The sequence below is a fragment of the Pseudomonas sp. B20(2017) genome (assembly GCF_002113125.1).
Taxonomy (GTDB): Bacteria; Pseudomonadota; Gammaproteobacteria; order Pseudomonadales; family Pseudomonadaceae; genus Aquipseudomonas.
On the sequence record NZ_NEJP01000006.1, the window covers coordinates 53,944 to 74,299 of the forward strand.

Genomic DNA, 20,356 nt, shown 5'->3' on the forward strand with positions numbered 1-20,356 from the left:
CGAGATGCTCCTGACGCCCAATGCCATGAGTCGCCGGATGCGCTTCGGCCTGTATTTCACCACCGGGCTGATCGGCCTGTTCCTGCTGTTGCCGATCGTGTTCATCGTCCTGCTGTCGTTCGGTTCGTCCCAGTGGCTGGTGTTCCCGCCACCGGGCTGGACGCTGAAATGGTACGTACAGTTCTTCTCCAATGCCGACTGGATGAGCGCAGCGTTGGCCAGTCTCAAGGTTGCGGTGCTGACCACGATCTGCGCCGTCGCCCTCGGTTTGCCGACGGCCTTTGCGCTGGTGCGCGGACGTTTCCCAGGCCGGGAAATGCTCTACGGTCTGTTCACCCTGCCGATGATCGTGCCGCTGGTGATCATCGCGGTGGCGGTGTACGCGCTGTTCCTCAAGCTCGGCTACACCGGTACGTTGTTCGCCTTCGTCGTCAGCCATGTAATCGTCGCGCTGCCGTTCACCATCATCTCGATCATCAACTCGCTGAAGCTGTTCGATCAGTCGATTGAAGACGCGGCGGTGATCTGCGGGGCCTCACGCCTGCAAGCGGTGTTCAAGGTGACCTTCCCGGCGATTCGTCCGGGAATGGTGGCCGGCGCCCTCTTCGCTTTCCTGGTTTCCTGGGACGAAGTAGTGCTCAGCGTGATGATGGCCAGCCCGACCCTGCAAACCCTTCCCGTGAAAATGTGGACCACCCTGCGCCAGGATCTGACGCCCGTGATCGCCGTCGCTTCGACGCTGCTGATCGGCCTGTCGGTATTGGTCATGGTGATCGCCGCCGCCCTGCGCCGGCGCAACGAAATCAGCGCCTGAGCGCCCAGGAGTACGACATGAGTGCCGTGATCAAAGACGCATCCCAGCAGAACGACAACCCCCTGGTCAGCCTGCGCAACCTGAACAAGCACTACGGCGATTTCGCGGCCGTGGACAACATCTCGCTGGACATCAAGGACGGCGAATTCCTGACCTTCCTCGGTTCCAGCGGCTCGGGCAAAAGCACCACGCTGTCGATGCTCGCCGGATTCGAAACCCCGAGCAGCGGCGAGATCCTGGTCAACGGACAGTCGCTGGTGAACGTGCCGCCGCACAAGCGCGACATCGGCATGGTGTTCCAGCGTTATTCGCTGTTCCCGCACCTGTCGGTACGCGACAACATCGCGTTCCCGCTGGCGATCCGCAAACTCGCTGCGGCCGAGCGGGACAAGCGCGTCGATGCGATGTTGAAACTGGTGCAGTTGGAGCAATTCGCCCATCGCCGCCCTTCGCAACTCTCTGGCGGCCAGCAACAACGGGTCGCCATCGCTCGCGCTCTGGTTTACGAACCACGCATTCTGCTGATGGACGAACCGCTCGGTGCGCTGGACAAGAAACTGCGCGAAGACCTTCAGGACGAATTGCGCCAGCTGCACCGGCGCCTCGGCATCACCATCGTCTACGTGACCCACGACCAGGAAGAAGCCATGCGCCTGTCCCAGCGCATCGCGATTTTCAGTCACGGCAAGATTGTCGGGCTCGGCAGCGGCTATGACCTTTATCAGAATCCGCCGAATGCGTTTGTGGCGTCGTTTCTGGGTAACTCGAACTTTCTCAAGCTCAAGGCACAGGGTAATGCGGCGGCGAGTTTTGAGGGGCAGCCGCTGTCGATCCGTCTCACCGCTGGATTGCAGACCGGGCAGGATGTTTTGCTGATGGTGCGCCCGGAAAAGGCGTTGGCGTTGAGTGCGCAGCAAGCGAATGACGAGCCGTTGGCGGCGGGCTGGAATGAGGTTTCGGCGAAGGTGGTTGAGGTGTTGTTTCTGGGAGAGAGTCAGACGTGCAGTGTCGTCACGTCAGGTGGCACCTCCATGACGGTGAAGGCGCTATCGGCGGCCGGGATGCCGTTGAAGGCTGGGGATCCCGTGCAAGTACGCTGGGCTACGGCGGATGCATGCGTCTATACCGAGTGGTCCGAAAGCGACTTGAACAAAGCTGCCGGATCACACTAGTTCTTCAGAAAACAACGGAACCCTGTGGGAGCGGCGGTGCGACGATTCGACTTGCCTGCGAAGAGGTTGGCACATTCAACATCAATACTGAATATGCTGACGCCTTCGCGAGCAAGCTCGCTCCCACAAGTCTTGCAACAGTCAGTTAATTGGCGGATACCCTTCGATCTCATCCGGCCAGGCTGTCAACACCTCAAACCCGTCTTCCGTCACCGCAATCATGTGCTCCCACTGCGCCGACAATGACTGATCCTTGGTCACGACCGTCCAGCCATCCGCCAGGCTCTTCACATGCCGCTTGCCGGCATTGAGCATCGGCTCGATGGTGAAAATCATTCCCGCCTTCAATTTCAGCCCCTGCTCCGGGTAACCGTAATGCAGCACCTGCGGCTCATCGTGATAAACCTTGCCGATCCCGTGCCCACAGTACTCACGCACCACGCTGAACCCTTCTTTCTCCGCCAGCGTCTGGATCGCATGACCGATGTCACCCAACGTAGCGCCCGGCCGCACGACGCGGATGCCCGCGCACATGGCGTCGTAAGTGGTCTTGATCAGATGCCGCGCCTCGGGCGTCGGCTCACCGACCACGTACATGCGGCTGGTGTCGCCAAACCAACCGTCCTTGATCACCGCGATGTCGAGGTTGACGATGTCGCCGTCCTTCAGCACCCGCTTCGAGGGAATGCCGTGGCAGACCACTTCGTTGACTGACGCGCAGACGGTTTTCGGAAAGCCGTGGTAACCAACGTTGGCCGGAATCGCCTTCTGCACATTGACGATGTAGTCGTTGCACAACTGGTCGAGCTGATCGGTAGTCACGCCAGCCTTGACGTGCGGCACCAGCATCGCCAGCACCTCGGCGGCCAGTCTACCGGCCTCGCGTGATTGGGTGATTTCGGCCTGGGTGTTGATCTTGATCGGGTTTCTCATGCCTTGACCACCTCTTTCACCGAGGCGTTCTGCGCAGCATCCGCCAATGCGCAGACTTGCTGCAGATCCAGACCGCCCGACTGTTCGGCGCGAATCAGCAACCGGCAAATGGCGTGGTGATCAAGGTCGGGGTACAGCTCGGCGAGCATGCCGATGCGCATCCAGTGTTCGGCCTGCGCGTTGATCGAGCGGCTGAGTGCGTTGCTGGAGATGCGCAGATTCTCGTGCATGTCCTCTGAAATTTTAACGATGCCCATGGCAATATCCGATACGATGTGTATATGGATCGTATATTAACCGTGTATCACCGAGGATTGCAAATGTTGCGCGCCCGGCAAATTCCGGGCAAAAAAAAGCTGCCCAAAGAGGCAGCCGAATCATGAAAAGCACGCGATGTAATGGGGTCAAGTATGGGCAGCCGATAATGACAGTGTCATGACAACGATGAATTCATTGAACCGCCCCGCCCGCGTCATCAGGTTGTCATCCAACCCACGGCAGAATCCTCGCAAACCGTCCCGCGCCTCCCGACGGAAGATTTGCAAGGATCCCCATGAAAGAAGACACCTCGCTGTTCGCCGCCATCGACCTCGGTTCCAATGCCTTTCGCATGATGATTGGCCAGTCGGTGCGCAGCAGAAAGGGCTTCATGATTCAGGAGGTCAAAACCTTGCGCGAGCCGGTGCGGCTGGCCGAGGGCTTCGATGGCCGGGCACTCGACGAAATGGCGCTGGATCGCGGCTGGCAGGCGCTGGCGCGGTTCGGCAAGAAGCTGCGCGGTTTCGAGCCGGGTCGCGTGCGTGCGGTGGCCACCAGCGCGGTGCGCGAGGCCGACAACGCGCAGCTGTTTCTGGCCAGCGCGGAGCGGCATCTGGGGTTTCGCATCGATGTGATTTCCGGGCATGAAGAAGCGCGTCTGGTCTATGCCGGCGTAGCCCACACCCTGCCGGTCGCCGATGACATGCGTCTGGTGGTCGACATTGGCGGCGGTTCCACCGAGCTTATTCTCGGCCAGGGCGCGCAACCGCTGCTGACCGAAAGCATCGCCCTCGGCAGCGGCACCTTGAGTACCCGTTACTTTCGCAACGGCGAGATTTCCGCCGGTGCGCTACAAGAAGCCGAACGGGTCGCCATTCTCCAATTCGAAAAAGTCGCCCGCCGTTATCGCGCCCAGGGCTGGCAGCAGACCATTGGTTCCTCGGGCACCGCGCGGATGCTCGCCAAAGTGCTCAAGGCCAATCGCCTGAACGATCATGGCGAGAGCGGCATCACCTACGGCGGCCTGTTGCGGCTGTCGTTGCGCCTGCTGGAAGTCAGCAATGTTCAACAGCTGAAACTGGCCGGCCTGCAACCCCATCGCCAGAGCATTCTGCCCGGTGGTCTGGTGGTCATGCTGGCAGCGTTCAAAGTGTTCGGCATCTCGCAAATGGTGCCATCCGAACCCGGCTTGCGACTGGGTGTGCTGCACGGTCTGATGAGCAAGCACTGAGCGATTTTCGCTGCAGGATTTTCACTGTCGGATCAAGCGCTTCGTGGCGCTGAAGACGCCCTTTCAATACTCGATGACGCCTGCGTATAAACCCCTGCAAATCACTTCCTTCCCCTCTCCGATTTCGTTCTATCGTTAGATCGAAATGGCTGTATTTCCGGCCGTTTAAAGGTTGCGGCAGCTCAGGTCAGAGCCTATGTTGCACGCGAGCTTTTTCCCCGCGAATGGAACGCGATCAACACCACAAAGAGGTGAAGAGATGTCAAAGGATTCACGCCCTGCCGTACTTGGGCTGATCGGCAATACGCCGCTGGTACAAGTCACCCGCTTCGATACCGGTCCCTGCACCCTGTTTCTCAAACTCGAATCACAGAACCCCGGCGGTTCGATCAAGGACCGCATCGGTCTGGCCATGATCGACGCCGCTGAGCGCGATGGTCGCCTGCAACCCGGCGGCACGATTGTCGAGGCCACCGCCGGCAACACCGGTCTGGGCCTGGCCCTGGTCGGCCGCGCCAAGGGCTACCGCGTCGTGCTGGTGGTGCCGGACAAAATGTCCACCGAAAAAGTCCTGCACCTCAAGGCCATGGGCGCCGAAGTGCACATCACCCGCTCCGATGTCGGCAAGGGCCATCCCGAGTATTACCAGGATGTCGCCGCGCGTCTGGCCAAGGACATTCCCGGCGCGTTCTTTGCCGACCAGTTCAACAACCCCGCCAACCCGTTGGCCCACGAGTGCAGCACCGGGCCGGAAATCTGGGCACAGACCGAGCATGACCTGGACGCCGTCGTGGTCGGTGTCGGTTCGGCCGGCACACTGACCGGCCTGACCCGTTTCTTCAAGCGCGTACAACCGGACCTTGAAATGGTCCTGGCCGACCCGGTCGGTTCGGTGATGGCTGAATACAGCCGCAGCAAGCACCTTGGCACTGCTGGATCGTGGGCGGTGGAAGGCATCGGCGAGGATTTCATTCCGTCGATCACCGACCTGTCGAGCGTGCGCAGCGCCTACTCGATCAGCGATGAAGAAAGCTTCGATCACGCCCGCCAGTTGCTGAAAGCCGAAGGCATCCTCGGTGGTTCGTCCACCGGCACCCTGCTCGCCGCCGCGCTGCGCTACTGCCGCGAACAGACCGAGCCGAAACGCGTGGTCAGCTTCGTCTGCGACACCGGGACTCGCTACCTGTCGAAGGTCTACAACGACCAGTGGATGACCGATCAGGGACTGCTGCAGCGCAAACGCTACGGCGACTTGCGCGACCTGATCGCCCGCCGCTTCGAAGACGGCAAAGTCGTCAGCGTCGGCCCGGACGATACACTGATGACTGCCTTCCAGCGCATGCGCCTGGCCGACGTTTCACAACTGCCGGTGCTGGTGGATGGCAAGCAACTGGTCGGTGTGATCGACGAGTCGGACATTCTGGTACGCGTGCACGAAGACGCTTCGCTCTTCAGCAAACCCGTTTCCAGCGCGATGACCGACAAGTTGCAAACCCTCGCCCCCGGCGCCACGCTGGCTGAACTGGAAGCCGTGCTCAGCAGCGGCCTGGTGGCCATCATCGCCGACGCTTCAGGCTTCCACGGCCTGATCACCCGCGTCGACATGCTCAATCAATTACGGAGATCCCTGGCATGAGCCAGCACGACAAGAACGCCCGTCAACAGGGCTTCGCCACACGCGTGATCCACGCCGGGCAAACGCCGGACCCGACCACCGGCGCACTGATGCCGCCGATCTACGCCAACTCCACGTACCTGCAAGACAGCCCCGGCGTGCACAAGGGTTTCGACTACGGTCGCTCGCACAACCCGACGCGTTTTGCCCTGGAGCGTTGCGTGGCGGATCTGGAGGGCGGCACCCAGGCGTTTGCCTTCGCGTCCGGGCTAGCGACGATTTCCACCGTGCTCGAACTGCTCGACGCCGGCTCGCACATCGTCTCCGGCAATGACCTGTACGGCGGCACGTTCCGTCTGTTCGACAAGGTGCGCCAGCGCAGTGCCGGGCATCGTTTCAGCTACGTTGATCTGGCGGATCTGTCGGCATTCGAAGCGTCGTTGCAGGACGACACGCGCATGGTGATTGGGGAGAGCCCGACCAACCCGCTGCTGGGTCTGTCCGACCTCGCTGCCATCGCGCGCATCTGCAAGGCGCGCGGGATCCTCTGCGTGGCCGACAACACCTTCGCCAGCCCGTTGATCCAGCGCCCGCTGGAACTGGGTTTCGACATCGTGCTGCACTCGACCACCAAATACCTGAACGGTCACTCCGATGTGATCGGCGGGATCGCGGTGGTCGGTGACAATCCTGCGCTGGCCGAACGCCTGGGCTTTCTGCAGAACGCCGTGGGCGCCATCTCCGGCCCGTTCGACGCGTTCCTTACTCTGCGCGGCGTGAAGACCCTGGCGTTGCGTATGGAGCGTCATTGCAACAACGCGCTGGATCTGGCGCGTTGGCTGGAACAGCAGCCGCAGGTCAAACGCGTCTACTACCCGGGTCTGGAATCCCACCCGCAACACGAACTGGCCAAGCGTCAGATGCGTGGTTTCGGCGGGATGATTTCCCTGGATCTGAACAGTGACCTGGCAGGCGCTCGTCGCTTCCTGGAGAACGTGCAGATCTTCGCTCTGGCAGAAAGCCTCGGCGGTGTGGAAAGCCTGATCGAGCACCCGGCGATCATGACTCACGCGACCATTCCGGCCGAAACCCGTGCCAAACTCGGCATCGGTGACAGTCTGGTGCGTCTGTCGGTAGGCGTCGAGGACATCGAAGACCTGCGTGCGGATCTGGCGCAGGCGTTGGCCAGTATTTAACGCCCGAAAGCGTCAAAGCCCGCACGAGGCGGGCTTTGGTGTTTGAGTAGGCGGCCAGTGCTGGTCTCTGGCTTACGAGGTTTCTCAGGACTCCCACAGTACAGGCAATGTGCTCTGCTGCTTCACACGGCATAAGGGCTGGAACCCAGCGCGGGGTTCTTTCTAACCGTGTACCCTTCGGAACGCGCCCAACGCTTCCTCGCTATCCGCTTGCGCATCAGTCTGCGTCTTCGCCTACATTCTTGAGCCTAGCAAACACGCCGCTTTGCGCTACGCAGTTTTTAGACTGTTTGTTTTCTAGCACAGGCCTCCAAGGAAGCTAACCGACTATCGGCTTCCAGGCCCTTCAACCTGCTCCCCGCCAAGGGCGAACTATACTTTTCAGTTCGCTGTCCAGATTTCATGTAAACCGTCGACACCCGAGCACCCTCCGGTGCCCCCGTGCCACTCACCAATCTGATTGACCCCGGGCCGACGCGCCTTCCGTCAAGCAACGAATGACGGGTAATGCTCGGTTGCTGTGCGGCTGATGGGGCGTGGAGAAAATCATGAAGCACACGCTTTGGCCAGGTCTCGTCCTGGCAGTTGTGGCAACGGTGGCAGTGCCCAATGTCTGGGCTGCGAAGGCGCAGGCATTGGCGTCGGATGGGGCGGATCATGTGGGGGCAGGTGCCGTTGCTTCTGATGGCGCGGATCACGTCGGAGCTGGGGCTGTCGCCTCTGACGGCGCGGATCACGTCGGCGCTGGAGCCGTGGCTTCTGACGGCTCCGATCACGTCGGCGCTGGAACCGTTGCCTCTGACGGCTCCGATCACGTCGGCGCTGGTGCCGTTGCTTCTGACGGCGCGGATCACGTCGGCGCTGGCGCCGTGGCCTCTGACGGCGCGGATCACGTCGGCGCTGGAGCCGTGGCTTCTGACGGCTCCGATCACGTCGGCGCTGGTGCCGTTGCTTCTGACGGCGCGGATCACGTCGGCGCTGGCGCCGTGGCTTCTGACGGCGCGGATCACGTCGGCGCTGGCGCCGTTGCCTCTGACGGCGCGGATCACGTCGGCGCTGGCGCCGTTGCCTCTGACGGCGCGGATCACGTCGGCGCTGGGGCTCTGGCCGCCGATGGCGCAGACAAGGTTGGTGCCAACCGTCTCGCCTACTCCCGCGCAGGCGTCGGTTCGGACCAAGTGGCTTCCGCCCTCATGAGCGGCAGCTATTCGGACCAGTTCAACAGCCCTCAATAACCGCTATCGGCGCAACCAGCCCACCGCTGGTTGCGCCGCACTAGCACATTTGTGCTAATCGACCACCCCGATCCCTGGCGTTATATTCCCTCGCAACCCCCGACGCTCCCCAACATTGCCGCTGTGCAGTGCGCGGGATCGTTGTGCCTGGAAAAACAACAACACCAAGGAAGAAACACCATGAAACTGCAGCTCAGCCTCACCAGGATCACGGTTCTCGGTGCCCTGCTTCTCGGCGCCAGCGGTTGCCAGACCGCCAAACCCACCGAAGACAGCATGCGCGAACGCGCCCAGACCGTCATCGGCCAACCGGTCACCAGGATCGGCAACATCCGCAATGACAGCACGCTGACCTACTACACCGCCTACACCGCCGCCGGCGAATACAACTGCGAGTTGCCCAGCGGCGCGATCATCGCGGTGGCCAGCATGGGCATCATGACGCCTCCACTGTCCTGCCTGCCCAAAGGTGCGTCGCCGATTCCGTACCAGTAATCCGGTGCAGAAAAACCGTCTTAGTGCCTCCCTCTCACCCGGTAAAGGATTCCGCTCGATCATGAAAACACTCATCGCCAGCCTCACCCTCGCGGCCGTAGCGCTCACCGGCTGCGCCACCCCCAAACAATGGGAAGCCACCGGCGGCAGCAAGACCGATGGCGTTGTCCAGGTCTCCTATGAACTGGGCCAGTTCGAAAGCGGGCAAACCTCCGCCGCTCAAGGGTTGGCCGCAGCTGAAGGCCGTTGCAAGGTCTGGGGCTACAAGAGCGCCGAAGTGTCGGGCTCGGAGAAAAACATCTGCCGCACCATGGGACAGTACAACTGCCTGCAAACCACCATCACGCAAGACTATCTGTGTAAGCGCTGACCCCTTCGGTCTGCCGGTCGCGCAGCGCACGCAAAGTCGCGCGCAGCTCGGCCGGGCGTACCGGTTTGGACAGAATGGCGATCTGGCGGTCGTGCAGGGCCGCCTGGATTTTTTCGATGTCATGCCCGGTGATGATCATGGCCGGCACCGCATAACCGCGCTGACGGCGAACCTCATCGATGCACTCGATGCCGGTGCTGTGGGAGCCGAGGTCATAGTCGGCGATGATGATGTCGCAGTCCGTCACCAGGCCCTGCCCGCTCAGTTCGGCCTGCACAACGCAGCCCCAGCGCTCGAGCAACGCCGAGGTCGCCAGCAGAACGTTGCGATCATCCTCTACCAGACACACCTTCAACCCCGTCAATAGTCCTACCTGACGAGCCTCCTCCCGATTGACCGGCATCTGCGGCGGCGCCAGCGGCAGCCCATACAAGGTCACCGCCGTGCCATGTCCCAGCCGTGAGCGGATCGCGACGTCGACACCGATCAACTGCCCCAGGCGCCGGACAATCGACAGTCCCAGTCCCACGCCTTCAACATCCTTGTCGCGCAGCTGGCGAACCCGATAAAACTCCTCGAACACCTTGGGCAAATGCTCTTCGGCGATCCCGTTGCCGCGGTCATAGATCGTGATGGCCAATCCCGCGCCGCGCTTGCGCACACCGATCAGCACCGGCCGGTGCGCGCCGTATTTGAAGCAGTTGGAGAGCACGTTCTGGACCATGGTCGCGAGCAGCGCCGGATCGGTGCGCACCCAGTGTTCGCAAGGCCGCAAGCGCAGTTCAACACCCGCCCAGCGTGCGGCTTCGGCGTTCTGGCGGATCAGATCCGTTAGCCATTCGCCCAGCTCAAGCGTCTGCAAGCGCGGCAGAATCCGCCCATTGTCGAGGGTGTAGAGATCGAGAATCGAACGAAACAATTGCGACACGTTGAGCAGCGAACGGTCGATGCTGTCCACCAGCCGCCGCTCCTCCTCGCCCAGCCGCGACTCGCGCAGGCACGCGGTAAACAACCCGATGGAGTGGATCGGCTGACGCAGGTCATGGCTTGCCTGAGCCAGGAACCGGGATTTTTCAAGATTGGCGGCCACCGCCTCTTCCGAGGCCTTGCGCGTGCGCTCCAGCAAAAGATGCGCGTAAAACGGAATCACCGTGCTGGTGATCATCAGCATCAGCACCATGAACGGTTGCGCCTGCCAGTACGGCGTCAACCGATAGACCGCCAAAAGCGCCAGCAATGCCAGTGCCGTGGCAATCGCCAGGTAGCGCGAACCATAGCGCATGCCGTTGCCGAGATTGACCCAGACCATCACCGCGTAGAGTGGTAATGCGGCCTCACCGCCGACCACCATCCCGAAGCACGTCCCGGTGTAATCGTGGACCATGCCGAAAATCCGTCGCGCAGGGTAATGCCCCGGCCAGCGCACGATGGCCTGACGCAACCCGATCGAGGCCAGCAAAAACAGGAAGATGTAAACAACCACCGGCAGGTAGGTATCGAAACGCTGGCCGGGCAGAAACCCGAGGACGCTGATGTAAACCACCGCGATGCTGGCGATGATGATGCGCAGATTGGCCTGATCGAGTTCGGTGTTGTTCTCGAACTTCATGGTGGAACGTCCTTGTGCGGTGGTCGTCATATTCAGCACGAACAACAGGCAACGCCTTCACCCGGTGCTAAGGTGCATGCCTTGAGAATGCCTGACCCAGGGAGGGTTAGACCATGGCTTGTCGAATCATCATAGCCGACGATCACCCAATGTTTCGCGAGGCGATGCTGCGTACCGTCCAGCGTCTGTTGCCTGAGGCGTGCGTCGATGAGGCGGGCGATCTCGACGCCGTACTGGCGCTGCTGACTGGCGAGGAGCCGGACACGCTGATTCTGGATTTGCGTTTTCCGGGGTTGACGTGCGTCAGCCAGCTCGCCGGGTTGCGGCAGCGCCTGCCACGAACCACCCTGATCGTGGTTTCGATGGTCGATGACGAGACGCTGATCAGTGAAGTCATGGCGGCTGGCATCGATGGTTTTATCGGCAAGAACATCGCGCCGGACGAGATCGGACAGGCCATTCTGGCCATCCGTGAAGGTGAGGTGCTGGTCAGGTTTGCGCCGTCAGGGCTGTTGCCGCTGGAGTCGGGCACTACCCTCACCCCGCGCCAGCAGGATGTCCTGCGGCTGATCGCGCAAGGCAAGACCAACAAGGAAATCGCCCGTGAACTGGATATTTCTCCGTTCACGGTGCGAATTCACGTGTCGTCGTTGTTGCGTACGTTGAATGTGCCGTCGCGAGCCGCGGCGGCGGTCAAGTATTCGGGCGTGGGATAGCTGGCAAAGCCAAGATCAAGGATCCACCTGCGCCATCAATTCCGGGACCGATTCCGGCCGTTTGGCATAACGCTGAGCCAGCACCGCGCAGACCATCAACTGAATCTGATGGAACAGCATCAGCGGAAGGATCAACACGCCAATCGTGCTGCCGGCGAACAACACCTGGGCCATCGGCACCCCGGTAGCCAGGCTCTTTTTCGAACCACAGAACAAAATGGTGATGCGGTCTTCCTGACTGAAACCGAATGCCCTGCCCAACACCGTAGATGCAACCAGCACCAGCGCCAGCAGAATGCAGCAGACCACTACCAGCCCCAGCAGCTCAATCACCGGAATCTGGTGCCAGATGCCCTCGTTCACCGCTTCGCTGAATGCTCCGTAGACCACCAGCAGAATCGAGCCCTGATCGACGAATTTCAGCCAGTTCTTGTTGCGACCGACCCACGCGCCGATCCAGCGACGGGCGATCTGACCGGCGATGAACGGCAGCAGCAATTGCACGCTGATTTTCACGATCGCGTCGAGGGTCGAGCCGCCGTCGCCGTGGACGTTGAGCAGCAGCGTCACCAGCAACGGCGTGAGGAAAATCCCGAACAGGCTGGACGCCGCCGCGCTGCAGATCGCCGCCGGAATATTGCCCCGCGCCAGCGAAGTGAAGGCAATTGCCGATTGCACCGTGGCCGGCAGCGCACACAGGTAAAGCATGCCCATGTACAACTGCTCACCGATCAGCGGCGACAACAGCGGCTTGAGCGCCAGACCCAGTAGCGGGAACAGGACGAAGGTCAGGCCGAACACCAGCAAGTGCAAACGCCAGTGGCCGGCGCCGGCGATGATCGACTCGCGCGATAGCTTGGCGCCGTGCAGGAAAAACAGCAGCGCAATCGCAATGTTGGTCAGCCAGCCGAAGCCGGTCGCGACCTGGCCGCTGGCGGGCAGGAAGCTGGCCAGCAGCACCACGCCGATCAGGGTCAGGGTGAAGTTGTCGGGCAAAAAGCGTGGGCGCGTCATGGTTTGCTCATCCGGGGGGTTGCCAGTACATGGAAGCGACTCTAACGTGACTGGAAATTACCGACTAACGCCGAAGAACCCACAGATGCCGCCAAAAGGACACGAAAAGAGCGTCAGACGCAGCATTCCCGGACTGCCCAGCCTGCCGCGTCCGCTGTACGGGCGCACCGAATCGCTGCCCAATCGCGCATTGACCCGCCGCCACAGTCATCCGTGGGTGCAGTTGTCCTACGCGATCCAGGGCGTGCTCGAAGTGCAGACCGCCGTCGGTCGTTTCGTCGCGCCGCCGGAGCGGGCAGTGTGGATTCCGGCGGGTGTGCCGCATCGGGTATTCAGTTCGCCGCACACTGAAATGCGCAGCCTGTACATCGATTGCAGTGTCGCCAGCTGGGCGCCGGAGCGTTGCCATGTGCTCGGCGTCAGCGATCTTTTGCGTGAGCTGATCCGGGCCTTCAGTCAGATTCCTGTCGAATATGACCAGAGCGGCCCCCACGGGCGTCTGGCGCAAGTGATCCTCGATCAACTGGCCGATGCGCCGCCTATCGATCTGATGCTGCCACTGCCGCAGGATAGTCGCCTGCGCCAGATCTATCAGAGTCTGGAGCAACATCCGGAACAGCAGACCACCCTGGCGCACTGGAGCGAAAAGTTCGGCGTAACCGAGAAAACTCTGACTCGGCTGTTCCTGCGCGACACCGGCTTGACCTTCCGCACCTGGCGCCAGCGCTTGCGTCTGCTGGGTGCGCTGACACCGCTGGAGCGCGGCGAACGCGTCACCGACGTGGCCTTGGCCTGTGGTTATGACTCGACGTCAGCCTTTATCGCGGCGTTTCGCCAACAGTTTGGCGAGACACCGGGAGAGTTTTTCCGATGAAATTAACCGATATTTATCGACTTAATGCATGCCATTGGGCAAATTTCAGGGTAGAGTTTCGCCCATCAAGAATCTTTGACATCTTTCGACGATAACAATGATCAACCACCCTTTAGCGAACCTGTCGGCGGTAACAGCATGATCGAAGTCACTGAAGTTTCCATTGCCCAATTGCGCGCGGCGCTCGAATCCGGCCAGACCACGGCGGTTGAACTGGTCCAGGCCTACCTGGCGCGCATCGACGCCTTTGACGGCCCGGACACCGCCACTGCCCTGAACGCAGTGATCGTGCGCAACCCAGAAGCGCTGAAAGAAGCGCAGGCCTCCGATGCCCGTCGCGCCAAGGGCGAAACCCTTGGTCCGCTGGACGGCATCCCTTACACCGCCAAGGACAGCTATCTGGTCAAAGGCCTGACCGCCGCGTCCGGTAGCCCGGCCTTCGCCGATCTCGTCGCCCAGCGCGACGCGTTCACCATCGAGCGCCTGCGTGCTGGCGGTGCGATCTGCCTAGGCAAGACCAACATGCCGCCGATGGCCAATGGCGGGATGCAGCGCGGGGTCTATGGCCGCGCCGAAAGCCCGTACAACGCTGATTACCTGACCGCGCCGTTTGCTTCCGGCTCGTCGAACGGTGCCGGTACCGCCACCGCTGCCAGCTTCTCGGCATTCGGTCTGGCAGAAGAAACCTGGTCGAGCGGTCGCGGCCCGGCTTCGAACAATGGTCTGTGCGCCTACACGCCGTCGCGCGGGGTAATTTCGGTACGCGGCAACTGGCCGCTGACGCCGACCATGGACGTGGTGGTACCTTACGCGCGCACCATGGCCGACCTGCTGGAAGTGCTCGACGTGGTGGTCGCCGAAGACACCGACACCCGTGGCGATCTGTGGCGCCTGCAACCGTGGGTGCCGATCCCGAGCGTCGCCTCGGTGCGCCCTGCTTCCTATCTTGAACTCGCCGTGAAAAGTGATGCACTGGCCGGCAAACGCCTGGGCGTGCCGCGCATGTACATCAACGCCGACCCTGAGGCCGGCACCAGCGAAGCACCAGGCATTGGCGGCCCGACCGGGCAGCGCATCAACACCCGCGCGTCGGTGATCGATCTCTGGAAACAGGCACGTCAGGCCCTCGAAGCGGCCGGCGCCGAAGTGATCGAAGTGGATTTCCCGCTGGTCTCCAATTGCGAAGGCGATCGTCCGGGCGCGCCGACTGTGTTCAATCGCGGCATCGTTTCCAAAGAGTTCATGCACCATGAACTGTGGGACCTGTCGGCCTGGGCGTTCGATGATTTCCTGCGTGCCAACGGCGACCCGAAACTCAACCGTCTGGCGGACGTCGACGGGCCGAAGATCTTCCCGCACGATCCGGGCACCCTGCCCAACCGTGAAGGCGACCTCGCTGCCGGCATGGACGAATACGTGCGGATGGCCCAGCGCGGCATCACGCCGTGGGATCAGATCCCGACCCTGCCGGACGGCCTGCGCGGTCTGGAGAAGACCCGCAAGCTCGACCTCGAAGACTGGATGGATCGCCTCGGCCTCGACGCCGTGCTGTTCCCGACCAACGCCGACGTCGGCCCGGCCGACGCTGACGTCAACCCGGCTTCGGCGGATATCGCCTGGAGCAACGGCATCTGGGTCGCCAACGGCAACCTCGCAATCCGCCACCTCGGCGTGCCGACCGTCACCGTGCCGATGGGCGTGATGGCCGACATCGGCATGCCGGTGGGGCTGACGTTTGCCGGTCGCGCCTATGACGACTCGACGTTGCTGCGTCTGGCAGCGGCGTTTGAGGCGACCGGTTCCAGGCGTCTGGTGCCGCCACGCACGCCAGCGCTGGCAGCAGGCAAGTAAATGCAAAACGGCGGGATCGATTGATCCCGCCGTTTTTTTATCGCTCTGCCAACTCTTCCAGCAAATCCGCCGAAGGCACGAAAAACAGACTGCCGGTGACCGCCGTGCTGAAGTCCAGCAACCGGTCGTAGTTGCCCGGCGGCTTGCCGACAAACATGTTCTCCAGCATCTGCTCCAACGGCTCCGGCGAACGCGCGTAGCCAATGAAATAAGTGCCGAACTCGCCTGCGCCAGGTCGGCCGAACGGCATGTTGTCGCGCAGGATCTTCACCTCTTCGCCGTCCTTGGTGATGGTCGTCAACGCGCTGTGGGAATTGCTCGGCTTGACCGCGTCATCCAGCTCGATATCGGACAACTTGGTGCGCCCGATCACCCGCTCCTGCGCTTCGACCGACAATTCGTTCCACGCCTTCATGTTGTGCAGATACTTCTGCACCAGCACATAACTGCCGCCAATGAACGGCTGATCTTCATCGCCCACGAGGGTGAAATGCTCGGCTTTGCGACCGACCGGATTTTCCGTGCCGTCGACAAAACCGATGATGCTGCGCATGTCGAAATAGCGGAAACCCTGCACCTCGTCGGTCACCGTCACAGCGTCGTCCAGCGCCGACATCAACTGCGTCGCCAGTTCGAAACACAAGTCCATCTGATCGGCCCGAATGTGCAGCAGCAAGTCGCCAGGTGTGGAAACAGCCCGCCGCCCTTCTACACCGAACTCGCGAAAATCATGCAGGGACGCAGGGCGCGGACTGCCGAACAGACGGTCCCACGCGCTGGAAGAAAATCCGCAGACACAGGACAGGTTTCCCGAGGGGACGCGCTTGCCGACCGAGCGCGTCAGGCCCGCGATATCGGCGCACCAGGCACGGACTTTTTCAGCGGCCTCTGCCTCGGCGTTGAGAGTGGCCACGATGAAGATGGCAGCGCTGGTGATCGGGCTGCAGACGGCTTGAGGATCTGGCGTGTCGATGATCGTAGCTCCCGGAGTGGTGGACTGACTCGACAGCGAGGTTAGCAAAGAAGTGCTGAATGAAGTATTACCCGCGCTCTGCCCGTATCGACCGACACTTCGTTATTCACGAACAATACCCACGAAATAAACGATTTTTCTTTGCCGGAAGGCTCCTACTAGCATGGCCCCGTCTACCCCGAAAAACATAAAGACAGGGAGAACGGCATGCACCCCATCAACATCGGCGAACCCTGGATGTGGGTCGCCTTCATCGTTTTTGTCCTCGCCATGCTGGCCGTCGACCTGTTTGTCTTCGGTGGGCGCAAGGCGCATCGGGTCTCTGTGCGGGAAGCCTCATCCTGGGTGATCGCCTGGTGCATGCTGGCGATGGCCTTCGCCGGGTTGCTCTGGTGGTATCTGAACGGCGAATTCGGTCCCAACATCGCCAAGGTCAAGACCCTGGAATTCCTCACCGGTTATTTGATCGAACAGTCGCTGTCGATCGACAACATGTTCGTGTTCGTGATGATCTTCAGCTACTTCGCCGTGCCGCCGGAGTTGCAGCGCCGGGTGTTGCTGTACGGCGTACTGGGAGCGATCGTGATGCGCGCGGCGATGATTTTTGCCGGGGTGTGGCTGGTGTCGCAGTTTACGTGGCTGCTGTACGTGTTCGGTGTGTTCCTGATCATTACCGGGATCAAGATGTTGATGTTCGCCGATCAGCAGCCAGATCTTGAAAAAAATCCGATCGTGCGTTGGGCTCGAGGACATTTACGCATCACCAATAGCTTCCACGGCGAGCGCTTTTTCGTGTTGCAAAACGGCGTGCGCTGGGCCACGCCGATGTTTCTGGTGCTGGTGCTGATCGAGGCCAGTGACCTGATGTTCGCGGTCGACAGCATCCCAGCGATCTTCGCGGTGACGACCGACCCGTTCATCATTTTCACCTCGAACATTTTCGCGATCATGGGGCTGCGGGCGCTGTACTTTTTGCTGGCGGACATGGCCGACCGCTTTCACCTGCTCAAGTACGGGCTGGCGCTGGTGCTGGTGTTCATCGGCGGGAAGATGACGGTGATGCCGTGGTTTCACATGCCGGTGGAGTGGTCGCTGGCGATTGTCGGCGGGGTGATTCTGACATCGGTGTTGCTGAGTCTGATCCTGACGAAGAACAAGTCACCCGAGGAGAGTCAGGCGAAATAATGGCCGAGGGAGCGAATTCGCTCCCTCGGCTTTTAACCTATTTATCGGATTTGATGCTGGTCCACACCCGCGTCCGCACCCGCTCCAGCTTCTGTGGCAACGGCTGCACCACGTACAGTTTCTTCAGCGCTTCGCTGGTCGGCGTCAGGTTGGGGTTGCCAGTGATTTCCTTGTTGATCAGCGGCAGCGAATCCTTGTTGGCGTTCGGGTAGCCAAGAAAATCACTGATCGAGGCGATGACCTTCGGATCGAGCAAGGTGTTGAGGAACTCGTGCGCTTCTTCAACGTTCTTCGCGCTCTTCGGAATGGCGAAGGTGTCGAACCAGATCGGTGCGCCCTCCTTCGGCAAGCGCCAGTCGACCACCACGCCGTTTTTCGCTTCTTTGGCGCGGTTGCCGAACTGGTAGAAGCTGCCGGAATAACCGATGGCCACGCAGATGTCGCCGTTGGCGATGTCGGTCATGTACTTGGCCGAGTTGAAGTAAGTGACGTAAGGGCGAACCTTGAGCATCAGGTCCTTGGCTTTCTCATAGTCAGCGGGGTTCTGACTGTTCGGGTCCAGTCCGAGGTAATGCAGGGCCAGCGGCAGGATTTCCGAGGGTGAATCGAGCATTGCCACGCCGCAGGATTTGAGCTTTTCCATGTTCTCGGGTTTGAACACCAGATCCCAGCTGTCCACCGGCGCATTCTCGCCGAGCGCCGCCTTGACCTTGGCCGGGTTGAAACCGATCAGCACCGTGCCGACCATGTACGGCACGCCGTACTGGTTGCCGGGATCGTTGGCGTCGAGCAACTTGAGTAGAGCCGGGTCTTGATGACTCCAGTTCGGCAGTTTGGACTTGTCGAGCTTCTGGAACACGCCAGCCTTGATCTGGGTTTCGAGGAACTGGTTCGACGGCACCACCAGGTCATAGCCAGAGTTGCCGGTCAGCAGCTTGGCCTCCAGGGATTCGTTGGTGTCGAAGGTGTCCCAGGTCACTTTGATGTTGCTTTTGGCGGCGAAGTCCTTGGGCACTGATGGCAGGATGTAATCCGCCCAGTTGTACACCCGAAGTTCGCGCTGTTCGGCCTGTACGGCGCTGGCCAGCAGCGTCAGCCCACATACAGTGGCGCCCAGAATGCGTTTCATCGTGACCATGTTGTGTTTCCCCGAATGCAGCGTGAGTCGATGGTTTTTATGTTCTGTACACGGCAGCGGCTTGCAAATCAGCCAAGGGCAAGGAAGGTGCAGCATTTAATTGTGACTTTGATTCTTGCTGACAGCGTAGACGCAGCACAGTAGACGACTGGCCAAAAGGGGATCGAAATGGCCAACTTGCGTGACCGCCGGGATACGGAAACAACAGTGCCCGACAAAGCGCCGGGCATTGTTTCAACAGCCTGCAAAGGATCAGTCGGTAAAACCCAACCGCGCCGCCCTGCTCTGCTGCGTCTGCCCACGCGTGGCGAGGCAGTAATACAGTGGGCATGTCACGATCAGCCCGACCAGCCATGACAGGTCCGCGCCTTCCACCAGATTGGCATACGGCCCGACATACAACGATGTGTTGGCGAACGGCAGCTGCACGATGATGCCGATGAAATAGGCAATGATCGCGTGCAGATTGAAACGACCGTAGATGCCACCGTCAGCGCGAAAGATCGAGGCGATGTCGTAGTGGCCGCGCTTGATCAGGTAGAAGTCGATCAGGTTGATTGATGCCCACGGTACCAACACCAGCAGCAGCGCCAGAATCAGCCCGATGAACTCGGAAATGAAATCCGCCGACGCGCCCAGCGCTACAACGCAGCAACCCGCCAGCACGATGCTCGACAAGATCACCCGCACCTTGATGCTCGGCGTCCACTGGCTGGCGAAGGTCTGGATCGAGGTGATGATCGACAGCACCGCGCCATACAGATTCAGCGCGTTGTGGCTGATGATGTTGAGCAGGAAAAGCACCATCAGAATCGGCCCCAGCCAACCGGTAGACTGCTTGACCGCCGCCATCGCTTCGGTGCCTCCCGGGGTCGCCAACACAGCCACCGCGCCGAACGTGAACGACAGAATCGTGCCTAGCGTGGCGCCCAGATAAGTGGCGATAAATGGCTTGCCGATCCCGATGTCCGCCGGCAGGTAACGGGAATAGTCGGACACATACGGTGAGAAACTGATCTGCCAGATGATTCCCAGCGACACCGTTGCCAGCCACCCGGACAGATTGAAACTGCCACGGGTCAGGAAGTCAGCCGGCAACTCATGGGCAAAGATGTAGATGAAACCGGCGAGCAGCGCGCTGCCCATCACCCAGGTGCCGATGCGGTTGAGCGTGTGAATGAAGTTGTAGCCGATCACGCCGATGGCCGTGGCGCTGAGGGCGCCGATCAGAATGCTCAGCGGTGCCGGCACCGACGGCGCAATGCCGACGATGGATTTACCGGCCAACACAATGTTGGAGATGAAGAAGCCTATGTAGATGATCGCCGCGAAGAACACGATCAGCAGCGCACCGTAACGCCCGAACTGACCACGACTCTGGACCATCTGCGGAATGCCCATCCGGGGGCCTTGCGCCGACGCCAGGGCGATCACCACGCCGCCGATCATGTGCCCCAGCGCAATCGCCAGCAGCCCCCAGAACAGGTCGAGATGGAACACTTGAACCACCATGGCGCCGGTGACGATGGGCAGTGGCGCAATGTTGGTGCTGAACCAAAGGGTGAAAAGGTCGCGGGCCTTCCCGTGGCGTTCCGCGAGTGGGACGTAGTCGACCGTGTGATTCTCGATCAACGGATCTTGCCGGGACATCTGGGACATAAAAATGAACTCGATTGG

General features: G+C 61.0%; 19 protein-coding genes. 12 read left to right on the top strand and 7 right to left on the bottom strand.

The features are described 5' to 3' along the window. The first annotated feature begins 4 nt into the window (after window positions 1-4). Both CAF63_RS10425 and CAF63_RS10430 read left to right on the top strand, forming a co-directional pair. The gene (locus CAF63_RS10425; protein ID WP_085690305.1) at window positions 5-814 is read left to right on the top strand and encodes an ABC transporter permease; all 810 of its coding nucleotides are present in this window, start codon (window positions 5-7) and stop codon (window positions 812-814) included. A 17-nt stretch (window positions 815-831) separates the two neighbouring features. Further along, complete coding sequence (locus tag CAF63_RS10430; RefSeq protein ID WP_085690304.1) at window positions 832-1,986, top strand: ABC transporter ATP-binding protein; 1,155 nt, start codon at window positions 832-834, stop codon at window positions 1,984-1,986. Between the two features lie 141 nt (window positions 1,987-2,127). Here the strand turns inward: CAF63_RS10430 and map are convergent, their stop codons facing one another. Together map and CAF63_RS10440 are read right to left on the bottom strand one after the other, a co-directional pair. Then, window positions 2,128-2,919, bottom strand: a complete 792-nt coding sequence (gene map / locus CAF63_RS10435; RefSeq protein WP_085690303.1) for a type I methionyl aminopeptidase — start codon at window positions 2,917-2,919, stop codon at window positions 2,128-2,130. Continuing rightward, window positions 2,916-3,176, bottom strand: coding sequence for a ParD-like family protein (locus tag CAF63_RS10440; RefSeq protein WP_085690302.1), 261 nt, complete (start codon window positions 3,174-3,176; stop codon window positions 2,916-2,918). The genes map and CAF63_RS10440 overlap by 4 nt, the downstream gene beginning before the upstream one ends. Window positions 3,177-3,472: 296 nt before the next feature. Here CAF63_RS10440 and CAF63_RS10445 point away from each other — a divergent pair, with 296 nt between their 5' ends. From CAF63_RS10445 to yecR, 6 genes are all read left to right on the top strand, one after another. After that, on the top strand, window positions 3,473-4,408 hold the full coding sequence (locus CAF63_RS10445; protein ID WP_085690301.1) for a Ppx/GppA family phosphatase: 936 nt from the start codon (window positions 3,473-3,475) through the stop codon (window positions 4,406-4,408). Window positions 4,409-4,667: 259 nt separating this feature from the next. Beyond that, window positions 4,668-6,044, top strand: coding sequence for a cystathionine beta-synthase (locus CAF63_RS10450; protein WP_085690300.1), 1,377 nt, complete (start codon window positions 4,668-4,670; stop codon window positions 6,042-6,044). Beyond that, entirely contained in the window at window positions 6,041-7,219 is a 1,179-nt protein-coding gene (locus tag CAF63_RS10455) for a PLP-dependent aspartate aminotransferase family protein (RefSeq protein WP_085690299.1), read from the top strand. The genes CAF63_RS10450 and CAF63_RS10455 overlap by 4 nt, the downstream gene beginning before the upstream one ends. A gap of 645 nt (window positions 7,220-7,864) precedes the next feature. Further along, window positions 7,865-8,416 carry a hypothetical protein gene (locus tag CAF63_RS28750; RefSeq protein ID WP_158090785.1) on the top strand — a complete coding sequence of 184 codons (552 nt, stop codon included), beginning with the start codon at window positions 7,865-7,867 and terminating at the stop codon, window positions 8,414-8,416. A 218-nt stretch (window positions 8,417-8,634) separates the two neighbouring features. Next, window positions 8,635-8,949, top strand: a complete 315-nt coding sequence (locus tag CAF63_RS10465) for a hypothetical protein (protein WP_085690298.1) — start codon at window positions 8,635-8,637, stop codon at window positions 8,947-8,949. A 61-nt stretch (window positions 8,950-9,010) separates the two neighbouring features. Continuing rightward, entirely contained in the window at window positions 9,011-9,319 is a 309-nt protein-coding gene (gene yecR, locus CAF63_RS10470) for a YecR family lipoprotein (RefSeq protein WP_085690297.1), read from the top strand. Here the strand turns inward: yecR and CAF63_RS10475 are convergent. After that, the gene (locus CAF63_RS10475) at window positions 9,291-10,928 is read right to left on the bottom strand and encodes a hybrid sensor histidine kinase/response regulator (protein ID WP_085690296.1); all 1,638 of its coding nucleotides are present in this window, start codon (window positions 10,926-10,928) and stop codon (window positions 9,291-9,293) included. The two genes, yecR and CAF63_RS10475, sit on opposite strands and share 29 nt — an antisense overlap. Window positions 10,929-11,041: 113 nt before the next feature. On the opposite strand from CAF63_RS10475, the gene CAF63_RS10480 reads away from it, so the two are divergent. Further along, on the top strand, window positions 11,042-11,644 hold the full coding sequence (locus tag CAF63_RS10480) for a response regulator transcription factor (RefSeq protein WP_085690295.1): 603 nt from the start codon (window positions 11,042-11,044) through the stop codon (window positions 11,642-11,644). Between the two features lie 15 nt (window positions 11,645-11,659). Here CAF63_RS10480 and CAF63_RS10485 read toward each other — a convergent pair whose 3' ends face one another. Beyond that, complete coding sequence (locus tag CAF63_RS10485) at window positions 11,660-12,658, bottom strand: bile acid:sodium symporter family protein (protein ID WP_085690294.1); 999 nt, start codon at window positions 12,656-12,658, stop codon at window positions 11,660-11,662. An 85-nt stretch (window positions 12,659-12,743) separates the two neighbouring features. On the opposite strand from CAF63_RS10485, the gene CAF63_RS10490 reads away from it, so the two are divergent. After that, window positions 12,744-13,532: a helix-turn-helix domain-containing protein gene (locus CAF63_RS10490; RefSeq protein ID WP_074688626.1), complete on the top strand. Its 789-nt coding sequence runs from the start codon at window positions 12,744-12,746 to the stop codon at window positions 13,530-13,532. Between the two features lie 138 nt (window positions 13,533-13,670). Then, entirely contained in the window at window positions 13,671-15,383 is a 1,713-nt protein-coding gene (locus CAF63_RS10495) for an amidase (RefSeq protein ID WP_085690293.1), read from the top strand. A gap of 37 nt (window positions 15,384-15,420) precedes the next feature. Here the strand turns inward: CAF63_RS10495 and CAF63_RS10500 are convergent, their stop codons facing one another. After that, entirely contained in the window at window positions 15,421-16,404 is a 984-nt protein-coding gene (locus CAF63_RS10500) for a Dyp-type peroxidase (protein ID WP_371807401.1), read from the bottom strand. A 159-nt stretch (window positions 16,405-16,563) separates the two neighbouring features. Here CAF63_RS10500 and CAF63_RS10505 point away from each other — a divergent pair, with 159 nt between their 5' ends. Continuing rightward, window positions 16,564-17,541, top strand: a complete 978-nt coding sequence (locus CAF63_RS10505; RefSeq protein WP_085690292.1) for a TerC family protein — start codon at window positions 16,564-16,566, stop codon at window positions 17,539-17,541. A 37-nt stretch (window positions 17,542-17,578) separates the two neighbouring features. Here CAF63_RS10505 and CAF63_RS10510 read toward each other — a convergent pair whose 3' ends face one another. Continuing rightward, window positions 17,579-18,679: a polyamine ABC transporter substrate-binding protein gene (locus tag CAF63_RS10510; RefSeq protein WP_085690291.1), complete on the bottom strand. Its 1,101-nt coding sequence runs from the start codon at window positions 18,677-18,679 to the stop codon at window positions 17,579-17,581. 252 nt (window positions 18,680-18,931) lie between these two features. Next, complete coding sequence (locus tag CAF63_RS10515; RefSeq protein ID WP_085690289.1) at window positions 18,932-20,338, bottom strand: cytosine permease; 1,407 nt, start codon at window positions 20,336-20,338, stop codon at window positions 18,932-18,934. Between the last annotated feature and the right edge of the window lie 18 nt (window positions 20,339-20,356).

Excerpts from the sequence above, each read along its gene's own strand:
- CAF63_RS10425 (WP_085690305.1), top strand. The coding sequence starts at position 5 with ATGCTCCTGACGCCCAATGCCATGAGTCGCCGGATGCGCTTCGGCCTG.
- CAF63_RS10430 (WP_085690304.1), top strand. The coding sequence starts at position 832 with ATGAGTGCCGTGATCAAAGACGCATCCCAGCAGAACGACAACCCCCTG.
- map (WP_085690303.1), bottom strand. The coding sequence starts at position 2,919 with ATGAGAAACCCGATCAAGATCAACACCCAGGCCGAAATCACCCAATCA.
- CAF63_RS10440 (WP_085690302.1), bottom strand. The coding sequence starts at position 3,176 with ATGGGCATCGTTAAAATTTCAGAGGACATGCACGAGAATCTGCGCATC.
- CAF63_RS10445 (WP_085690301.1), top strand. The coding sequence starts at position 3,473 with ATGAAAGAAGACACCTCGCTGTTCGCCGCCATCGACCTCGGTTCCAAT.
- CAF63_RS10450 (WP_085690300.1), top strand. The coding sequence starts at position 4,668 with ATGTCAAAGGATTCACGCCCTGCCGTACTTGGGCTGATCGGCAATACG.
- CAF63_RS10455 (WP_085690299.1), top strand. The coding sequence starts at position 6,041 with ATGAGCCAGCACGACAAGAACGCCCGTCAACAGGGCTTCGCCACACGC.
- CAF63_RS28750 (WP_158090785.1), top strand. The coding sequence starts at position 7,865 with ATGGGGCGGATCATGTGGGGGCAGGTGCCGTTGCTTCTGATGGCGCGG.
- CAF63_RS10465 (WP_085690298.1), top strand. The coding sequence starts at position 8,635 with ATGAAACTGCAGCTCAGCCTCACCAGGATCACGGTTCTCGGTGCCCTG.
- yecR (WP_085690297.1), top strand. The coding sequence starts at position 9,011 with ATGAAAACACTCATCGCCAGCCTCACCCTCGCGGCCGTAGCGCTCACC.
- CAF63_RS10475 (WP_085690296.1), bottom strand. The coding sequence starts at position 10,928 with ATGAAGTTCGAGAACAACACCGAACTCGATCAGGCCAATCTGCGCATC.
- CAF63_RS10480 (WP_085690295.1), top strand. The coding sequence starts at position 11,042 with ATGGCTTGTCGAATCATCATAGCCGACGATCACCCAATGTTTCGCGAG.
- CAF63_RS10485 (WP_085690294.1), bottom strand. The coding sequence starts at position 12,658 with ATGACGCGCCCACGCTTTTTGCCCGACAACTTCACCCTGACCCTGATC.
- CAF63_RS10490 (WP_074688626.1), top strand. The coding sequence starts at position 12,744 with ATGCCGCCAAAAGGACACGAAAAGAGCGTCAGACGCAGCATTCCCGGA.
- CAF63_RS10495 (WP_085690293.1), top strand. The coding sequence starts at position 13,671 with ATGATCGAAGTCACTGAAGTTTCCATTGCCCAATTGCGCGCGGCGCTC.
- CAF63_RS10505 (WP_085690292.1), top strand. The coding sequence starts at position 16,564 with ATGCACCCCATCAACATCGGCGAACCCTGGATGTGGGTCGCCTTCATC.
- CAF63_RS10510 (WP_085690291.1), bottom strand. The coding sequence starts at position 18,679 with ATGGTCACGATGAAACGCATTCTGGGCGCCACTGTATGTGGGCTGACG.
- CAF63_RS10515 (WP_085690289.1), bottom strand. The coding sequence starts at position 20,338 with ATGTCCCAGATGTCCCGGCAAGATCCGTTGATCGAGAATCACACGGTC.